Origin of the sequence: Lactobacillus sp. A27, from assembly GCF_016742815.1 — a bacterium.
In the GTDB taxonomy this organism is placed as follows: Bacteria; Bacillota; Bacilli; order Lactobacillales; family Lactobacillaceae; genus Lactobacillus; species Lactobacillus gallinarum.
Window position 1 is genome coordinate 56,518 of sequence record NZ_JAEHNT010000037.1, and the last position, 16,848, is coordinate 73,365.

14 protein-coding genes, 4 tRNA genes and 2 pseudogenes are annotated in these 16,848 nt (G+C 37.5%); 3 read left to right on the plus strand and 17 right to left on the minus strand.

From position 1 onward, the window contains the following. Positions 1 to 4: 4 nt before the first annotated feature. The 3 genes from JEM49_RS06090 to JEM49_RS06100 form a co-directional block, all read right to left on the minus strand. Positions 5 to 841, minus strand: a complete 837-nt coding sequence (locus JEM49_RS06090; protein WP_201874131.1) for an aldo/keto reductase — start codon at positions 839 to 841, stop codon at positions 5 to 7. A gap of 56 nt (positions 842 to 897) precedes the next feature. Further along, positions 898 to 1,431: a GNAT family N-acetyltransferase gene (locus JEM49_RS06095; protein WP_255404982.1), complete on the minus strand. Its 534-nt coding sequence runs from the start codon at positions 1,429 to 1,431 to the stop codon at positions 898 to 900. A gap of 111 nt (positions 1,432 to 1,542) precedes the next feature. Beyond that, on the minus strand, positions 1,543 to 3,315 hold the full coding sequence (locus tag JEM49_RS06100) for an oleate hydratase (protein ID WP_201874133.1): 1,773 nt from the start codon (positions 3,313 to 3,315) through the stop codon (positions 1,543 to 1,545). Between the two features lie 109 nt (positions 3,316 to 3,424). Between JEM49_RS06100 and JEM49_RS06105 the strand changes: the two genes are divergently transcribed. After that, positions 3,425 to 3,937: a TetR/AcrR family transcriptional regulator gene (locus JEM49_RS06105; RefSeq protein ID WP_201874134.1), complete on the plus strand. Its 513-nt coding sequence runs from the start codon at positions 3,425 to 3,427 to the stop codon at positions 3,935 to 3,937. Positions 3,938 to 3,944: 7 nt separating this feature from the next. Here JEM49_RS06105 and JEM49_RS06110 read toward each other — a convergent pair. The 7 genes and pseudogenes from JEM49_RS06110 to rlmD all read right to left on the minus strand — a co-directional run bounded on the left by JEM49_RS06110 (position 3,945) and on the right by rlmD (position 7,754). Next, a pseudogene (locus JEM49_RS06110) lies at positions 3,945 to 5,404 on the minus strand (MFS transporter). A gap of 62 nt (positions 5,405 to 5,466) precedes the next feature. Beyond that, positions 5,467 to 5,539: transfer RNA gene (locus JEM49_RS06115), tRNA-Val, on the minus strand. A 4-nt stretch (positions 5,540 to 5,543) separates the two neighbouring features. Continuing rightward, positions 5,544 to 5,619: transfer RNA gene (locus tag JEM49_RS06120), tRNA-His, on the minus strand. A 7-nt stretch (positions 5,620 to 5,626) separates the two neighbouring features. After that, positions 5,627 to 5,700, minus strand: a tRNA-Asp gene (locus tag JEM49_RS06125). Positions 5,701 to 5,706: 6 nt separating this feature from the next. Continuing rightward, positions 5,707 to 5,793: transfer RNA gene (locus JEM49_RS06130), tRNA-Ser, on the minus strand. Positions 5,794 to 5,903: 110 nt separating this feature from the next. Further along, positions 5,904 to 6,404 carry a GNAT family N-acetyltransferase gene (locus tag JEM49_RS06135; protein ID WP_201874136.1) on the minus strand — a complete coding sequence of 167 codons (501 nt, stop codon included), beginning with the start codon at positions 6,402 to 6,404 and terminating at the stop codon, positions 5,904 to 5,906. Between the two features lie 3 nt (positions 6,405 to 6,407). Next, positions 6,408 to 7,754 (minus strand): 23S rRNA (uracil(1939)-C(5))-methyltransferase RlmD, encoded by a 1,347-nt coding sequence (gene rlmD / locus JEM49_RS06140; RefSeq protein ID WP_201874138.1) that lies wholly within the window; start codon positions 7,752 to 7,754, stop codon positions 6,408 to 6,410. A gap of 367 nt (positions 7,755 to 8,121) precedes the next feature. On the opposite strand from rlmD, the gene nhaC reads away from it, so the two are divergent. Beyond that, on the plus strand, positions 8,122 to 9,498 hold the full coding sequence (gene nhaC / locus JEM49_RS06145; protein WP_098045698.1) for a Na+/H+ antiporter NhaC: 1,377 nt from the start codon (positions 8,122 to 8,124) through the stop codon (positions 9,496 to 9,498). A 35-nt stretch (positions 9,499 to 9,533) separates the two neighbouring features. Here nhaC and JEM49_RS06150 read toward each other — a convergent pair whose 3' ends face one another. Further along, on the minus strand, positions 9,534 to 9,875 hold the full coding sequence (locus JEM49_RS06150; protein ID WP_025005414.1) for a hypothetical protein: 342 nt from the start codon (positions 9,873 to 9,875) through the stop codon (positions 9,534 to 9,536). Positions 9,876 to 10,057: 182 nt separating this feature from the next. On the opposite strand from JEM49_RS06150, the gene JEM49_RS06155 reads away from it, so the two are divergent. Further along, positions 10,058 to 10,762, plus strand: coding sequence for a Bax inhibitor-1/YccA family protein (locus tag JEM49_RS06155; protein ID WP_025005413.1), 705 nt, complete (start codon positions 10,058 to 10,060; stop codon positions 10,760 to 10,762). A 40-nt stretch (positions 10,763 to 10,802) separates the two neighbouring features. On the opposite strand, the pseudogene JEM49_RS06160 reads toward JEM49_RS06155, so the two are convergent. The 6 genes and pseudogenes from JEM49_RS06160 to JEM49_RS06185 form a co-directional block, all read right to left on the minus strand. Then, positions 10,803 to 11,494: pseudogene (locus tag JEM49_RS06160) on the minus strand (TMEM175 family protein). Between the two features lie 65 nt (positions 11,495 to 11,559). After that, complete coding sequence (locus JEM49_RS06165; protein ID WP_087175893.1) at positions 11,560 to 12,480, minus strand: diacylglycerol kinase family lipid kinase; 921 nt, start codon at positions 12,478 to 12,480, stop codon at positions 11,560 to 11,562. Positions 12,481 to 12,505: 25 nt separating this feature from the next. Beyond that, positions 12,506 to 13,936: an Asp-tRNA(Asn)/Glu-tRNA(Gln) amidotransferase subunit GatB gene (gatB, locus tag JEM49_RS06170; RefSeq protein WP_003626901.1), complete on the minus strand. Its 1,431-nt coding sequence runs from the start codon at positions 13,934 to 13,936 to the stop codon at positions 12,506 to 12,508. A 4-nt stretch (positions 13,937 to 13,940) separates the two neighbouring features. Then, positions 13,941 to 15,380, minus strand: coding sequence for an Asp-tRNA(Asn)/Glu-tRNA(Gln) amidotransferase subunit GatA (gatA, locus tag JEM49_RS06175; RefSeq protein WP_201874140.1), 1,440 nt, complete (start codon positions 15,378 to 15,380; stop codon positions 13,941 to 13,943). Then, positions 15,380 to 15,688, minus strand: a complete 309-nt coding sequence (gene gatC / locus JEM49_RS06180; protein ID WP_025005411.1) for an Asp-tRNA(Asn)/Glu-tRNA(Gln) amidotransferase subunit GatC — start codon at positions 15,686 to 15,688, stop codon at positions 15,380 to 15,382. Before gatC ends, gatA begins: the two co-directional genes overlap by 1 nt. A gap of 11 nt (positions 15,689 to 15,699) precedes the next feature. Beyond that, positions 15,700 to 16,848, minus strand: coding sequence for a CamS family sex pheromone protein (locus JEM49_RS06185; RefSeq protein WP_201874142.1), 1,149 nt, complete (start codon positions 16,846 to 16,848; stop codon positions 15,700 to 15,702).

Genomic DNA, 16,848 nt, shown 5'->3' on the forward strand with positions numbered 1-16,848 from the left:
ATTTTTATCTAAAACTTTCAGCAATCTCTGGGTCCATCTCATCTTCTAAAACGCTATGTCCTTGATCCAGTGTCTTAATCTTTGCCATGTCTTCAGCATCAATCTCAAAATCAAAGACATCGAAGTTTTCAGCTAATCTTGCTTTATGAACAGATTTTGGAATTACAACATAATTTCTTTGCAAGAACCATCTAATCATCACTTGGGCTGTAGTTTTAGCATGCTTTTGCGCAATTTCTGCTAAAACAGGATTGGTAAAAATATGCTCAGCACCTTCCGCAAATGGGGCCCATGCTTCAGGCTGTACACCTTCTTTTTCCATATATGCCTGTGATTTCCACTCTTGATTCCAGACATTTGTTTCAATTTGATTTACCGCTGGCTTCACATTATTGAAGGTAATTAAATCAGCTAACCGTTCATTCCAAAAACTGCTAACACCGATTGCACGAATGCGGCCTTCTTTGTATAAACGTTCCATTGCCCGCCACGTGCCATAATAATCGTTATAAGGCTTATGAATTAGATACAGATCAAGATAATCTAGCTGCAATTTCTTCATCGTCTCATCAAAAGCCTTGAGCGTTGCATCATAGCCGTAATCGTCGACCCAGACCTTGGAAGTGACGAAAATATCTTCTCGAGGGACATTACTGTGCTTAATTGCATCCCCCACAGCTTGTTCATTGCCGTAAATTTGCGCAGTATCGACTAGACGGTAGCCGACTTCAAGTCCATCTTCTACGACTTGCTGCGTTTGAGCTAGATCATTAATTTGATAAACGCCAAAGCCAAGGCGCGGCATTTTTACGCCATTATTTAAAGTTACATATTTTTCCATGATGTTATTCCTTATTTAAGAAAAAAGAGTAAAACCACAACGGCTTCACTCCTCCATTATTTTTCAACTTTTGCCTGATAAAAGCCGAAGCTCATCTGACGCAAGGTATCAATGAAGCTTTCCTTATCCAGCTTCTTCCCTGTCGTTAGCGCCTCAAATTCTCCATCAGGATCTTTCAACTTTTGATCCGTTCTATGGAAACCATTCCGCTCATAGAACTTAAGTCGGCTAACTCGCTGTTTATAATTCTTCGCCTTTGAAGTTACTGGCTCAATATCAATCACAATTTGCTTATCTGGAAAACGATCTTCAAGCATGGTCAAAATCTTGGAACCATAGCCTTGGCCGCGCAATTCTTCATTGATTGCCAAGTAGGTCAAATAAACCGTCTTATCGTTTTCGGCATAATAAGTAATGCCGCAGAACTGATCTCCATTGTAAATTGCGTGAAACTTAACATTACGGTGAAGTGACATTGCTAATAGTGAAAACATTGAGAATCTTTCCCATGCAGGAAAGGCCTTCATGTATAAATCTTTTGCGTCACGGTATGCTTTTGTGCCCCATCGGGCGGGTTTCGAGTCTAAAATAATATCCTTCTTTTCTAATTAAAATCACTATTAAAACTCAATACCATAATAATAACAGAAAAACTGCCGCATGACGCGACAGTTGCTCTGTTTTTCACAATATTTTATTGTCTAAATCAACTTATACTTCTTCATCAATTCTTCAACATAAGTGCCCTTAACCTTCTTGAGCATCCCCTTAATTGCCAACTTCTCAGGCATTGGCAAATCAAGGTCTTCAAGCTTCTTTTGATCGTTCAAGTAGTACATCGCATTCATCAACATTCTGACATCAAATGCAGAAGCGAATACTTCAGGTACGCCACGGTCGATATCAAGCAAAGTGTAGACAGCTTCCATCGCGGTTCTAACTGAATATTCAGTAGTAAAGACGGTATCTCTTGGAGTTTCCGCAAAGTTACCAATGAAGGCTAAGTTCTTTGAATGATCTGGAACTACCTTTGGTCTATCCCCTAATGCTCTTGGCATAAAGTATGAAGTAATGTATGGCATATGTGCTGGAATAGTAGTTGCAGCTGCAGCCATTTCAGGAATTCTTTCTTCTGGAACACCCATGTGGTAAAGCCATTCCTCACACAATTCAATACCATTACAGTCAGGCATAGTCTTTTCAACATAATTACCCTTAGTGTCTGAGAACAAGCCATAGAGCCAAACAATCAATTCATTTGGCTTTTGTGCCTTAAAGTGTGGCTGACGACTAATTGAGTAACCTAATAACCAGTTAGAATCCTTAATCGTAGTTGGTCCACTAGTAACAATTGAACCACTGTGTGGATCTTTCTTATTAACTGCTTCAATAAATGGCACAATATCATCATTCTTAAAGGTAATTGTAGCTGACATTCTCCAGTTAGCCTTTGGAATATCCTTGCAGAAGACCTCTGGATGACCAAAGTCTTCATCTTGAGCAGCCAAGTTCTTCCATAATTGCCAGCTAGCACCTAATTCATGCTCTGCTGGAGCTGGGTGGAAGTTATCACCATAAGTAGTGCTTTCAGTGATAGAACCGTTAGTGACAAAGACAAGATCGTTTTCAGTTAAATCAATTGTCTTTCTTTCACCTTTTTCAGTTAAAACAATTTGCTTGGCAACTTTTTTACCATCTGAACGGTTAACAAAGATGTTATCTACTACAGTGTCGTAATGGAATTGTACGCCATGGTTCTTTAAATATTTAACCATTGGCAGAATTAATGATTCATATTGGTTATACTTAGTAAAGCGAAGTGATGATAAATTCTTCAATGTGGCAACGTGTTGAACGAAACGCATCAAGTAGCGACGCATTTCCATTGCACTTGCCCATGGTTCAAAGGCAAACATAGTTGACCAGTAAAGCCAGAAGTTGGATTGGAAGAATTCTTTGGTAAAGACTTCGTTAATCTTCTTATTTTGCAAATCTTTTTCAGGTGTTAAGCAAAGGTCGATGATTTCCTTTACTGCCTTGGGTGTTAACAATAGTTGACCGTCAGTTGGTAAAGCTTCGCCGCGATTGATGATGACACGGGTTTTAGCATAGCTTGGATCTTTTCTATTCAAGCGATAGAATTCATCCAAAATTGATTCGCCTTCATGTTCGGTTGAAGGAATTGATCTGAATAAGTCCCACAAACATTCAAAGTGTGGCTCCATTTCACGACCACCACGGATGATATAACTTTCTTTTTCTTTATTGTAAATACCATCCATTGAACCACCAGGAAGAGACAATTCTTCAAAAATGTGAATTCTATTGCCCTTCATTTGTCCATCACGAATCAAGAATACAGCGCCGGCAAGAGCAGCTAATCCTGATCCAACAATATATGCTGATTTTTGATCAACGTCTTTTGGCTTTTCAGCCTTTACAAATGCTTCATAATTACCATTGCTATAATGCATAATTTACACTTCTTTCAAATAATCGTTACACCTGTAACTATTTACAGCTATAATAATAGTGTAAGCGATATCATTTGTCAAATTAAAACTAATCAAAGGATGATTTTTTATGAATATGAAAAGTCTGCACACGCAGCAACAGATAGAAGAAGCCTTATTTTCTTTATTACAAAAAAAGCCTTACGCTGAAATTTCCATTGCAGAAATTACGCGTAAAGCTCATGTTTCTCGTACTTCTTTTTATCGTAACTATAGTCAAAAAAATGACGTACTAACGCTATTTTTAGCTAATCAATATAAAAAATTTATTGTTGATATTAATGAACATAAATTAAAGACATTGACCAAACAGCTAATTGCTTATCTGACATTTTTTAAAGAAAATCCTAAAGTCATGAAAATCTTGTTAGATGCTGGTTTTGAAGGCAGTCTATTAAACTTTCAAACTCGCTATTTGAAAAAGCTGCTTGGTGTCTACCACCCAGACTTAAATTTACCAGATTATGCAGTCGCCTACCAATCAGGCGGAATTTATATGCTCTTAATTTGGTGGGTTAAGCAGGATTATCAAACTCCACTCGAAGATTTAATTAATTATGCGGAAAAACACATTATGCTTTAATGTCTTATTATTGCAATTTCTTGCGCTTTTTACCAAAGTTAAAGTAGAAATTCAGCACAAAGGCAATGATTAACAAAATTAACGATACCAACATAATTTCTTTGATTCCGGCATGGAAAATAGTTCTCATAGTTGGTACTAAATTCTGCGGCAATAATTTTGCACTTTTGGCGTCACTCAATTTATTCATCATGGCCATCGTAATACCTTTATGCGTATGAACTCCACTTGCTAAGTTCAAGTTCATAATTACGCCGTACACAGCTGCCATCACAGTTTGTGCCAAAATTCTAATCAAATATGACGTTGAAGTAGCTGTAGCCATATTCTTTAATCCAGCATCTAGTTGCACTTTTAACTGCATAGCAACGAAGATAAAGCCAACACCAATTCCTGAAAACGCACCAATAAACGTCAATATCTGTACTGGCGTATGAATATCAGCCAAAAACAAACCGACGGACGAAATCATCATCGCAATGATTCCAATTAAAGCCAATTTAAATGTTGTCATATGTTCTTGAATAGCCGCTACGCTTTGGGAAGCAATGATTTCTACGATTGAGTTAGGAATCAGAGTCATCCCACCTAAAAGTGCAGATAAACCGAGTAATGCTTGAGCCCACATCGGCATATAAGTATTAACAGCAATAAATGCACCCCAAGTGAAGGCAAATAAAAGAAAATCACCGTCTAAATCTTTATTTTTAAATAAGGATACCGGAATGATTGGATTAGCCGCATGATTCTCACGAATAAAGAAGAGAACAATAAACACTGGACTAACAATAGTCAAGCTAATGACAATCCAGTTAGCTGTTAACCCAACTAGTTGAACGCCCATTAAGAATAAAAGCAATCCAATAACTAATAATCCGGCACCAGGAATATCGAAGACTGGTGTTTTTTCTGGTGTAACAGGCTTGTAGTAAACAAGACAGATGATTAACGCTATCAAACCAATTGGAATATTAATATAGAAAACCCAGTGCCATGAAAAGGCATCGATTAACCAACCAATGGTCCTAAAATAGCAGCTCCATTCCAGCTTGCTGTTAAGTAGCCTAATACCTTAGTTCTGGTTTTAATATTTTTAAAAACATAACCGGCAATGATATAAGGAAGAGACCCCATACCACCAGCACCGATCCCCATGATGAATCTAGAGCATAAGAAAAAGATGATATTAGGTGCCATACCTTGTAAAGCAGAACCTAAAACAAACAAAATCAGTGAAATTTCAAAGGCCTTTTTATTAGTGATTTTCTCGCCTATCTTAGTCCAAATTGGAATTGAAATAGACATCCCTAATAAGAAAATTGCAACAATCCATCCCATAAACTGAATTCCATGCAAAGCTGCAACAATCGCTGGAATTGCGGTATTAATAATCGTCCCATCAAGTCCTGACATCACATTACCTAACATCAAGGCAATGGTGACCATCGTAATTTGTTTTTTATTCATTCAAATTTCCCCTTTAAAAAACAAAAACTCCTATTATCAGCGATAATAAGAGTAAAAAAATATGGAGGATACAGGGCTCGAACCTGTGACCTCCTGCTTGTAAGGCAGATGCTCTCCCAGCTGAGCTAATCCTCCATTATGGGGCGGAATGTGGGATTCGAACCCACGCATGCTGGATCCACAAACCAGTGTGTTAACCCCTTCACCAATTCCGCCATAAAACGGTCCATGTGGGATTTGAACCCACGATCTCCTCCGTGACAGGGAGGCGAGATAAACCACTGCTCCAATGGACCAATCAGAGGAGGATGTGGGATTTGAACCCACGCGCGGCAGAACCGCCTAACGGTTTTCAAAACCGTCCCCTTAAGCCACTTGGGTAATCCTCCATAGCCGAACAGATACTATTATACTAAAGTGAGATAAAAGCGCAAGTGTTTTTTGCAAAAAAATAGATATTGATCAAATTGACCAATATCTATTTTTAATCTATCTTCTTTTAATCATGCAAATTCTTTTGATATAGCAAGTACTTATATTCTTTTCCAGCAATTTCTACAAATTTTTCAGTTGCATTATTAATCCAACCAAAATGTTCAAAAAATTGTCGTGCATTTTCGTCTCCATCAATGCACCATAGATAGATCTTGCCATACCCCATCTTTTTTAATTCGTTTTCGGCAGCATTAAGTAGAGTTTTCCCAATATTAAATCCTTGAAAATTAGGTTCAACATAAAGAGCCATTAATTCACCGCATCCGAGCATGCGCGTATCACGAGGACGACCATAACTTACGGCTGCACGAATTTGATTATCATCATCAACAAAAATCAAGTTGTGACGACCACTCTCATTTAATCGTTTAACCCAAGCATTTTCAGGAATATTATCTAAAAATACATCTGGCAATATATTTTTATATGTATACTGCCAACACTTTTGAAAAAGTTGACTTGTTTCTTTTGCCTCATCTTCAGAAATTAGTGGTTTAATAATCATTTTTTACTTCTTTGTAAGAACAGTTACGGCTTCAACATGTGGAGTCTGTGGGAACATATCAACAGGATCAATACGCTTAAATTCATAACCCTTTTCTTGGAACAATTGCAAATCACGCACCAAGGTGGCAGGATTACATGAAATATAAACGACCTTCTTAGGTCCTGTCTTAACAGTTGCATTAATAAATTCAGGAGTTAATCCCTTTCTTGGCGGATCAACAAATACTACATCGGTTTTAAGACCACTCTTAGCCCAACGTGGCATAATTTCTTCTGCCTTACCCAAATAATACTTAGCATTAGTAATATCATTAAGCTTAGCATTATCCTTAGCATCTTTAATCGCATCCCGAACTACTTCAATGCCTCGAACTGCTTTAACATGCTTAGCAACACTTAACCCAATAGTTCCAATACCTGAGTAAGCATCAATTACAACATCATCTGGTTTTAAATCAGCCTGTTTGATTGCCAAATTGTACAAACGAGGTGTTTGCAAAGAATTAATTTGGAAGAAACTTTGAGGTGAAATTCTAAACTTCAAATCTCCAATTTGATCAGTAATTTGATCATTACCGAATACCAAGTAATCCTTTTGTCCCAAAATCACGTTTGTCTTCTTAGGATTATAATTTAAAATCAAACCAGAAACGCCTGGAATTTGGCTAACTTCTGCAGCAACATTTGGTAATTGCATGAAATCTTTGTGCAAGCAAACTAAAATTACCATCATTTCGCCAGTAGATTTGCTACGACGAACTTCTAAGTAACGCACTTCGCCCTTATTATTAATTTCATCATAAGCGAGCACTTTATATTTACGCAAAATATCTCTTACGGCTACTAAAACTCGATCAATTTCGGGATCAGTAGTAAAGAAATTAGTCAAAGGCACTAAATCATGCGAATGACGTCTAAAGAAGCCAATTTCAAGTTTGCCATTTACTTCACGCACAGGAACTTGCGCCTTATTACGGTAACCAACTTCTTCAGGACTAGCTAAAGTTTCCCCAACTTCAATATTTTCTAAATGTGCCTTTTTAAGCAGGTTAACTACTTGATTACGCTTAAAAGCAAGCTGCTTATCATATTTAATATGCGCAAGTGAAGCTAAACCAGTTTGAACGCCCCGATTTAATTCAACTTTTACTCGATCAGGGCTTTCTTTTTTAATTTTTTCAATTTTTGCAAAAGCAAAATTCTTCTTAACTTTTAAAATTTTTGCACTAACTATTTCTCCTGGAAGTGCATTCGTTACGAATACCGTCATTCCATTGTAATGAGCAACACCCATTGCTTCGTATGAAAGATCAGTGATTTCTAAATCTATAACTTGATTCTTTTCCATAAACACTCAGCCTTTTTAATAAACCATTTAATTCTTTTCTATTATAATACTCGATTTAAAATTACTACAAAATTATTTTATCTAAAAGTATTGACAGATTTTTTTAATCTTGCTATCATATTTTCCAACAATCAACGACAAAGTAGCTGCTTCGTTAAGCGTTCAGAGATCTGGTGGTTAGTGCGAACCAGTCAGGCGAAGTTAGACGAATTACATCGTGATTAAATATTGTTCGGATAACTTTTCAGAACCGTTACCATCTGATAGAGATTCAAGCTCTTATGCTTGAAAGAGTGGGTGGTACCACGGCTATCGTCGTCCCGTTGACTATTTAGTCAACGGGATTTTTTTATTTGGAGGAATAAAAATGAAAAAGCAAAAAGTCTCCTTTACGGAATCAATTATTATCCTCATAGCTTTATTGGCTATTTTAGGTATTTCAGTAATCAAGTTCGGTTTATCGCCAGAAGTACCCGTTTTATTCACGGTTCTTTTGCTCACATTCTGGGCAAGACTTCGCGGCTTTACCTGGACAGATGTCCAAGATGGTATTAAAGAAGGTATTGGCGTAGCCATCATCCCTATCTTTATTTTTATTTTAATTGGTGCCTTAATTGGTCTTTGGATTAAAGCGGGTATTATCCCTTCCATCATGGTATTGGGTTTCCATTTAATTAGTGGTAGTTTCTTTGTTCCATCTGTTTTTGTAGTCTGTGCAATCGTTGGGGTAGCCATTGGTAGTGGTTTTACTACTATCTCTACAGTTGGGATTGCTCTCTTCGGTATTGGTGCCAGCATGAATGCAAATCCAGCTTTAGTTGCCGGTGCTATCATCTCAGGTGCCGTATTTGGCGATAAAATGTCTCCATTATCAGATTCAACTAATTTGTCATCTGCAGTGGCTGAAAGTGAATTATTCGCCCACATCAAGAACATGATGTGGTCAACTATCCCATCATTTGTTGTTTCCTTAATTCTGTTCTGGATTCTTGGTAACAGCGGTCAAATGGATCTAACTAAGATTGAACGTACTTCTCACGTTTTACAAACTAACTTCTCTATTTCTTGGTGGGCAATCGTTCCAATCGTTTTGATGCTACTTTGCGCTTGGCGTAAGGTTCCAGCTATCCCTACTCTTTTCATCAACATTGCAGCAACTGTCATCATGATTTTTGCCCAAAATCCTCACGAATCAGTGCAATCATTAAATAATTTAATCATGAATGGTTTTGTTGCCAAAACTAGTGATGCTTCTGTTAACGCCTTGCTTACTCGTGGTGGTATTTCTAGCATGATGGCTACTGTTGCCCTAATCATCTCTACTCTTTCATTAGGGGGGATGTTAATGAAATTCAGCGTAGTTCAAAGCGCAATGGAACCACTTGTTAAGCATTTGAGAAAGCCAGGTCGTTTAATTACTGTTACTATTCTTTCAGGTATCTGCATTAACTTGTTTGTTGGTGAACAATACTTATCAGTAATTTTGCCAGGTCGAGCATTTAAACCTGCTTTTGATAGAATTAAGCTTTCACCACTTGCACTTAGCCGTGTACTTGAAGATGGTGGTAGTGTTATCAACTACTTAATTCCATGGGGCGTTGCCGGTTCATTTGCTGCCGCTACCTTGGGCGTTCCAGTTTTACAATTCTTACCATTTGCATTCTTTAGTTTACTTTCACCGGTATTCTCAATCATCAGCGGATTTACTGGTATCGGTTTAAAGTGGGCTAAAGACAAAAAATAAACTTTAAAATTAAAAGAGTGCCTGAGCACTCTTTTTTAGTTATTCATATTTTCCATTCTAATTTGGGCTTTCTTATGCTCTTCACTTTCACGATATGGTTCATACACAATATCAGTGATCACAATTTCTGCACCATTCTTTTCAAAAACAAGCGCTTGATCTAGCTCGGCGTTCACCATTTTGCTTTTTTGATTATTTCGCTTAAATTTCAAATCATCTAATTCGCGATCAATAAATGTTTTTTGTGATCCCGTTAATTGCTGATATTTCTCCCACGCATTTTTAGTAAAACTTAAAACTAAACCTTTTTTCTCTACCTGCTCTGGACGACTACTACGTTCACCGCGTACTTCATTATCTGAATATTTTTTATCCATAAAATCACTTCCTTAATTTAACTATACGGGAAAAGAACACACTACAAAACTTATTTGCTCTAGCTATAACAATCATAAGAAAACCTTAAAAACTAACTCTATAAACGGCAATACTACACTTTTTTTCTAAATACGTTAAAATATATTAAGACAACTAAATAAAAGAAAGAGTGACATACAATATGGATAACTTTTCAAATCCTGGACGTCGTGAAATTCATGACGTTGCAGAAGTTAACGGTTTTCTTTCAAAAATGTATGGCTACATGGGACTATCTGTTTTAGTTTCAGCTATTGCCGCATTTTTGACCATGACTGTCTTTAGATCAGCAGTGATGCAAATGCCACCTGCAATGATGTGGATTATTCTTTTTGTTCCAATTGGTTTATCATTGGGCATCAATTTTAAAGCTACTAGAAATCCTGTTGCTGGCTTTGTAATGTTAATGATCTTAGCCGTAATCTATGGCTTTGAATTTGCACTTCTAGCTGGCTTCTACACCCAAGCTCAAATCGGTACAGCATTTGTATCATCTGCAGCTGTATTCGGTGCAATGGCTATCTTTGGTACATTCACTAAGAAGAACTTAAACAACATGGGTTCTTACTTAGGAGCTGCCTTAATCGGTTTAATAGTTGCGATGGTCGTTAACATTTTCTTGCGCAATTCCGTTGCAAGTTTCGTCTTTTCAATCATTGGTGTAGTGATCTTCACTGGATTAACTGCTTATGATGCACAAAAGATGAAGGCAATTTACAACAACTATGGCAGTCAAGTTTCAACCAATGGTTTAGCTGTACTTGGTGCATTGCAACTTTACTTAGATTTCGTGAACATCTTCTTGTTCTTGCTTCAAATTTTTGGCATGGGCGGAGATCGCGACTAATATCAATAAAAAGAGATGCAGAAAATCTGCATCTCTTTTTTTATCTAAACCCTCTACTATTAATGGGCATTAAGAATGAAATAAACGGAATAAGAATATATAGAAACATAGCCACTCTAGGTAAAATCAATGATAATAGAATCAAAAATATTGTCAAAACAAGAACCAGAATAATTCTATGTACCGAAGTTTTTACCATCATAATGTTCATTACCTGCGGGCTTCGCATCAATGGCTTGGCACCGAAATATTGCACAAACACTTTTAAAATTTGAGCAATGAAATACACAATTCCAAAATTTGTCACCGCAAAGGCGGAATCTCGCATCATGATCCACTTAGTCATCACAGGTAAAAGCGATAAGTAGCCAACAAACAAAAATCACAAATAGCGGTAATTTTATCAGGTTTAAAGATGAAATAAGAAAAAGCTAAATGCAAATCATACCAAAAATCCGCAATAATAAAGAAAGCTATAATGAAAATCACGATATTTCCTAAAAATTCTAAATATTGGCTTGTTTTAAAAGCGGGCTGTATTTGCAAAACAATAATCGTAATAATGATTGCAATTACTGCATCATTAAAAGTTTCAACATGTTCTCGCAATCTTTCAGGCTCTTTTTGCTGCGCTTGACGCACTTTCTCCCTTGCTTCTTTTAATTCTTCCTTCTGAACTGATGATAGCCTTCGATAATGTCGACTATCGAACACTTTATGCAGTTTAAACATTTTTCACCTAAAAATGGAGCTTAGCGCAATTAGCTAAGCTCCATTTATTTTTATAATTTTAACTTTTATTTACCAACGTAAAATTCAATGCGTTGTTGTAAATTATCAAATTCTACTGGGCAATAACCACCAATTTCACCATCAAGGTTAACTGGCAAATCTTGTCCTGCACTCTTACCGATCAGCTCGGCCTTTAAGCTACGCGTCTTGGTATAAATAATATTAGGATCATCAACGTGCTTACCATTCAAGGCTAAAGCCATCAACTTCATCATGCTGACAGGGTCAGAGGGCTTAACCACAATTAACTGGAATAAGCCATCACTAAGTTGTGCATCTGGCATAACTTGTTCAAAGCCACCAATTGAATTGGTCATTCCAAGTAAGAACATGGAGAGCTTGCCTTCATATACGCCATCATCGTAAGTCAAGCGCATTTCGTTCTCTGTCAAGCGAGGCAACATTTCTGCACCCTTAATTAAGTATGCAGCATACCCTAAAGCTGATTTAACTTCAGATGGCACACCATACGTTAATTCTGTTAAAGAACCGCTGGCAGCAATATTTACAAAATATTGAGTTTGATTGCCAAAAACTGCTTTACCGATATCCATTTTCCGTGTTTTATTTTTCAGAATAACTTTCGCTGCATCTGGAATATTATCACGTGGAATGGCTAATGCACGTGCATAATCATTAGTAGTACCAGCAGGAATAATTGCCATCTTAGGTCTATGCTCTAAAAATGCAATTCCGTTAACTACCTCATTGATCGTACCGTCTCCACCAGCAGCTACAATCAGGTCAAAGCCTTCCTTTGCAGCACGAGTAGCTTCATTACGAGCACTATTTTCTTCAGGTGTAGTTCTAAACGCACTAGCCTCGTAGCCAGCTTGCTCTAATACATCTAAAATATCGGCCACATTTTTGGGCATTTGCTCGTGACCGGATACAGGATTATAAATTAATCTTGCTTTACTAGTCATAATTACTACCTTAACGTTCTAAAAATTAACGATTTTGCAATTCTTGGTTAAGCAACTTGTTAACCATCTTAGGGTTAGCCTTACCACGAGTTTGCTTCATGATTTGACCAACTAAGAAACCAATTGCACGATCTTTACCATTCTTAAAGTCTTCAACTGATTGAGGGTTATCATCAACAACCTTCTTAACCATTGGAGCCAAAACTGAAGTATCTGACAATTGAACCATGCCGTTGTCTTCAACATACTTCTTAGGATCAGTACCATTGGCAATAGTTTCAGCAAAGACCTTCTTAGCGATCTTAGATGAAATAGTACCATCTTTGATCAACTTGATCATTTCAGCTAAGTGTTCTGGGGTAAGCTTAATATCATTCAAACTTACACGGTGATCGTTCAAGTAACCATTTACTTGAGTGTTCATCCAGTTAGCAGCAAGTGTTGGATCGGCACCAGCAGCTACAGCAGCATCGAAGAAGTCTGAGCTTTCCTTAGTTTGAAGCAAAACATTTGCATCGTATGGCTTCAAACCAAACTTGTTAACATAGTCATCGTAACGATCAAATGGGCTCTTTGGAAGTTCCTTAGCAATTTGATCGATCCATTCTTGGCTAATGTGATCAGGAGCAATATCTGGTTCTGGGAAGTAACGGTAATCTGATGCGCCTTCCTTAACACGTTCCAAAACAGTCTTACCAGTTGCTTCATCGAAACGACGGGTTGAAAGTTGGATGTGACCACCAGCAAGAAGAACTTGTTCTTGACGCTTTTCTTCGTATGCAAGTGAACGACGAACGTGATCAAATGAGTTCAAGTTCTTCATTTCGACCTTGGTACCAAGTTCCTTTTGTCCAGCTGGACGAATAGAAATGTTGGTATCAACACGCATTGAACCTTCTTCCATCTTAACGTCAGAAGCACCAGTAAATTGAACAATCTTACGTAACTTTTCAAGGTAAGCGTAAGCTTCTTCTGGGTCTTCCATATCAGGTTCAGAAACAACTTCAAGAAGTGGAACACCTTGACGGTTTAAGTCAACGTATGAGAAGCCGTTAGTTCCGTGAGTGTTCTTACCGGCATCTTCTTCGATGTGCATTTCATGAATACCGATTCTCTTCTTCTTACCACGAACTTCTACTTCAATGTAACCATCACGAGCAAGTGGTTGGAAGAATTGAGTAATCTGGTAAGCCTTTGGGTTATCAGGATAGAAGTAGTTCTTACGGTCAAAGTGCGTAGTTGGCAAAATGTGAGCATGAGTTGCAATGGCAACCATAATACCTAAACGGTATACGTTCTTGTTAACCATTGGCAAGGTACCAGGCATAGCCCAGTCAATAACATTCGTCTCCGTGTTTTGTTCAGCACCGTAAGTTACTGGTGAAGGAGAGAAAATCTTACTCTTTGTCTTTAATTCGAAGTGGACTTCAAGTCCGATAGTCGATTTAAAATTCATTCAATTAATCCTCCATTCCAGTTGGTGTTTTTTCATAAAACTTATTTGTGCGTTCAATAAAGTCAGCAGTCTTGAAGACATTACCTTCATCAAAACGCTTAGCCATAACTTGTAAGCCGACAGGCATACCATCAACTAAACCAGCTGGAACACTAGCTGCAGGAATACCTGCTAAGTTTGCAGAAATAGTCAAAATATCGTTGTTGTACATCTTGATTGGGTCAGAAACTTCTTCACCAATACCAAATGCAGGTTCAGTAGTAGTTGGTCCAACGATTACGTCGTTTTCAGCAAAGATCTTATCGAAGTCGTTGCAGATTAATGTTCTAACTTTAGCAGCTTGTCTAAAGAATCTATCGTATGAACCAGCTGAAAGTGCAAATGAACCAAGCATGATACGACGCTTAACTTCTGCACCAAAACCTTCAGAACGTGATTTAACGTAAACATCAAGCAAGTTCTTAGTGTCTTCTGCACGATAACCGTAACGAATACCATCGTATCTTTGAAGGTTTGATGAAGCTTCACTTGAAGCGATGATGTAGTAGTCTGGCACAACGTACTTAGTATGTGGCAATGATACTTCATTGATGATTGCACCGGCATCCTTTAAAGCATCAATTTGCTTTTGGATAACTTCACGCATTTCACCACTAACTGCTTCCATGTATTCCTTAGGAACGGCTACGCGAAGACCCTTAACATCTTGGCCAATAAACTTGGTAAAGTCAGGAACTTCACGAGTTGAAACAGTTGAATCGTGTTCATCGCCACCTGCAATTACATTAAGTACTTCTGCTGAATCCTTAACGCGCTTAGTCATTACACCAATTTGATCAAGTGAAGAACCAAATGCGATAAGACCCCAACGAGATACACGGCCATAAGTTGGCTTAATACCAAAAATACCATTGAATGCAGCTGGTTGACGAATTGAACCACCAGTATCTGAACCAAGAGCTGCTACAACTTGACCACCAGCAACTGCTGCTGCAGAACCACCGGATGAACCACCAGGAACCTTATCTAAGTTCCATGGGTTATGGGTTGCACCATAGTATGAGTGTTCAGTTGAAGAACCCATAGCAAATTCATCCATGTTGGTCTTACCAACAAAGGTTGCTCCAGCCTTCTTAAGCTTAGAAACAACTGTTGCATCATACATTGGCATGTAATTGTACAACATATGACTTGCTGCAGTAGTCTTAATACCATTAGTAATAATGTTGTCCTTAATGGCAATTGGAATACCTGCTAATTTACTCTTTGAAAAATCAAGGTTTTCTGCAGGCTTTGCATCATCTACTACAGTAATCCAAGCATTTAACTTCTTATCTGTGTCTTTAATGTTTGCCACAGTATCTTGAGCCAACTTATCTGCTGACAAGTCACCGCTGGCAAGTTTTTTATTTAATGAATCAATATTTTCGTTTAAGTAATTCATTACTCGTCCTCATCCTTATTAATAATTACAGGAACCTTAATGTAGCCGTTAGCCTTTTCAGGAACATTAGCCATTAATGTTTCTCTGTTTTGTCCTTGCCAGTGTTCAGGTTTATCTTCTCTAAATACAGTATCACGATCAACAACTTGAACAGTTTCTTCAACGCCTTCAGTATCAACTTCACTAAGTTGATCTGCCATGTTGATAATTGATCCCATTTGATCTGTAAATTTATCTAATTCCTCTTCATTAAACGCAAGTCGCGAAAGAGTCGCAACGTGTTTAATGGTATCTTTTGTGATTTCCACGCAAATACCTCCTATTCGCCACCATATACATGGACTTGATAATCACTGTCGCCGGTTTCCTTAGCAATTAATGCTTGCACATCATCAACCGATTCAATTTTAATTTCAATTGGAACATTATTAGACAGATATTTCTTTGCCGATGACAAAACTAAACGAGTAAAACTCTGAATTTGCTCATAACCATAAAATTGTGTGGTAATTGAAATATTTTCTTGAGCAAGCTTGCCATTATCATAACGCAAAGTTGCTGTTACTCCACTAATATTAGGGAAGTAATTCTGAATAGCTGCCTTAAAATCATTAAAGTGAGATGCATCATCACTATTAATTGCTTTTTCATTACCAGTTGTCGGTAAAACTTGCATTTTTTCCGACACGGATTTCCATTTAGTTATTTTACTACTATTAGCGGCCGCTGTCCCGTAAGCAAAGTAAGTTCCGCCAACTAATGAATCTTTTTCTGTCTTTGAGAACAATCCAATGGTAATTGGAATATTCTTCAAAGCCTTCTTCTTACGCAAACGAGCTACAATTTCATTAGCAATTTTTTCACCTTGAGCCTTTTGTTCAGCTCTTGAAATTTCAGTCTTAAATTCTGCACCATCACGCTTTTTTTGGTAATAGTCAACAGAATTCATTGCTAAACCTAAGCTCATTCCACCAAGTTGATACTTTGAACCTGAACCAGTTAAATAGTCTTGCTCTACAATTTCTTCCAAATAAATTGGATTACGAGTATCAGGACCATTTTTGCCATTATCAGCTGGATTCAAGCCCTTTGGATTGCTCTTAGACTTTCTAATCAGCCAATCTGTCACTGTTGAAGTATCTAAGTATTGTCCTTCTTGGAACACATATTGGTTAGGTGAAAATTGATTTTTAGAAATCTGGATTAAGCCACGCTCTAATTCACGCGTATCAACTGAATTATCATTATCAGTTGCGGTTAAACCAGCAATTGGACTAATTACATAGCGACCATTTTTCATTAAAACGGTGTAGCCATTTTTACCTGTATTGGTTGTTTGATAACTTTTCTTTTTAGCTGTTGAAGTAGTAGTGGCATTATTTGCTAAACTTGAATCTTTTAATTTACCACAACCACTCAGAGTGAGCATTGCCCCAGCTAAAGCTATAATCTGCAAATATTTTTTCAC

Bases quoted from the DNA above. Each gene is read 5' to 3' on its own strand.
- JEM49_RS06090 (WP_201874131.1), bottom strand. From the start codon at position 841: ATGGAAAAATATGTAACTTTAAATAATGGCGTAAAAATGCCGCGCCTT.
- JEM49_RS06100 (WP_201874133.1), bottom strand. From the start codon at position 3,315: ATGCATTATAGCAATGGTAATTATGAAGCATTTGTAAAGGCTGAAAAG.
- JEM49_RS06105 (WP_201874134.1), top strand. From the start codon at position 3,425: ATGAATATGAAAAGTCTGCACACGCAGCAACAGATAGAAGAAGCCTTA.
- JEM49_RS06135 (WP_201874136.1), bottom strand. From the start codon at position 6,404: ATGATTATTAAACCACTAATTTCTGAAGATGAGGCAAAAGAAACAAGT.
- rlmD (WP_201874138.1), bottom strand. From the start codon at position 7,754: ATGGAAAAGAATCAAGTTATAGATTTAGAAATCACTGATCTTTCATAC.
- nhaC (WP_098045698.1), top strand. From the start codon at position 8,122: ATGAAAAAGCAAAAAGTCTCCTTTACGGAATCAATTATTATCCTCATA.
- JEM49_RS06150 (WP_025005414.1), bottom strand. From the start codon at position 9,875: ATGGATAAAAAATATTCAGATAATGAAGTACGCGGTGAACGTAGTAGT.
- JEM49_RS06155 (WP_025005413.1), top strand. From the start codon at position 10,058: ATGGATAACTTTTCAAATCCTGGACGTCGTGAAATTCATGACGTTGCA.
- JEM49_RS06165 (WP_087175893.1), bottom strand. From the start codon at position 12,480: ATGACTAGTAAAGCAAGATTAATTTATAATCCTGTATCCGGTCACGAG.
- gatB (WP_003626901.1), bottom strand. From the start codon at position 13,936: ATGAATTTTAAATCGACTATCGGACTTGAAGTCCACTTCGAATTAAAG.
- gatA (WP_201874140.1), bottom strand. From the start codon at position 15,380: ATGAATTACTTAAACGAAAATATTGATTCATTAAATAAAAAACTTGCC.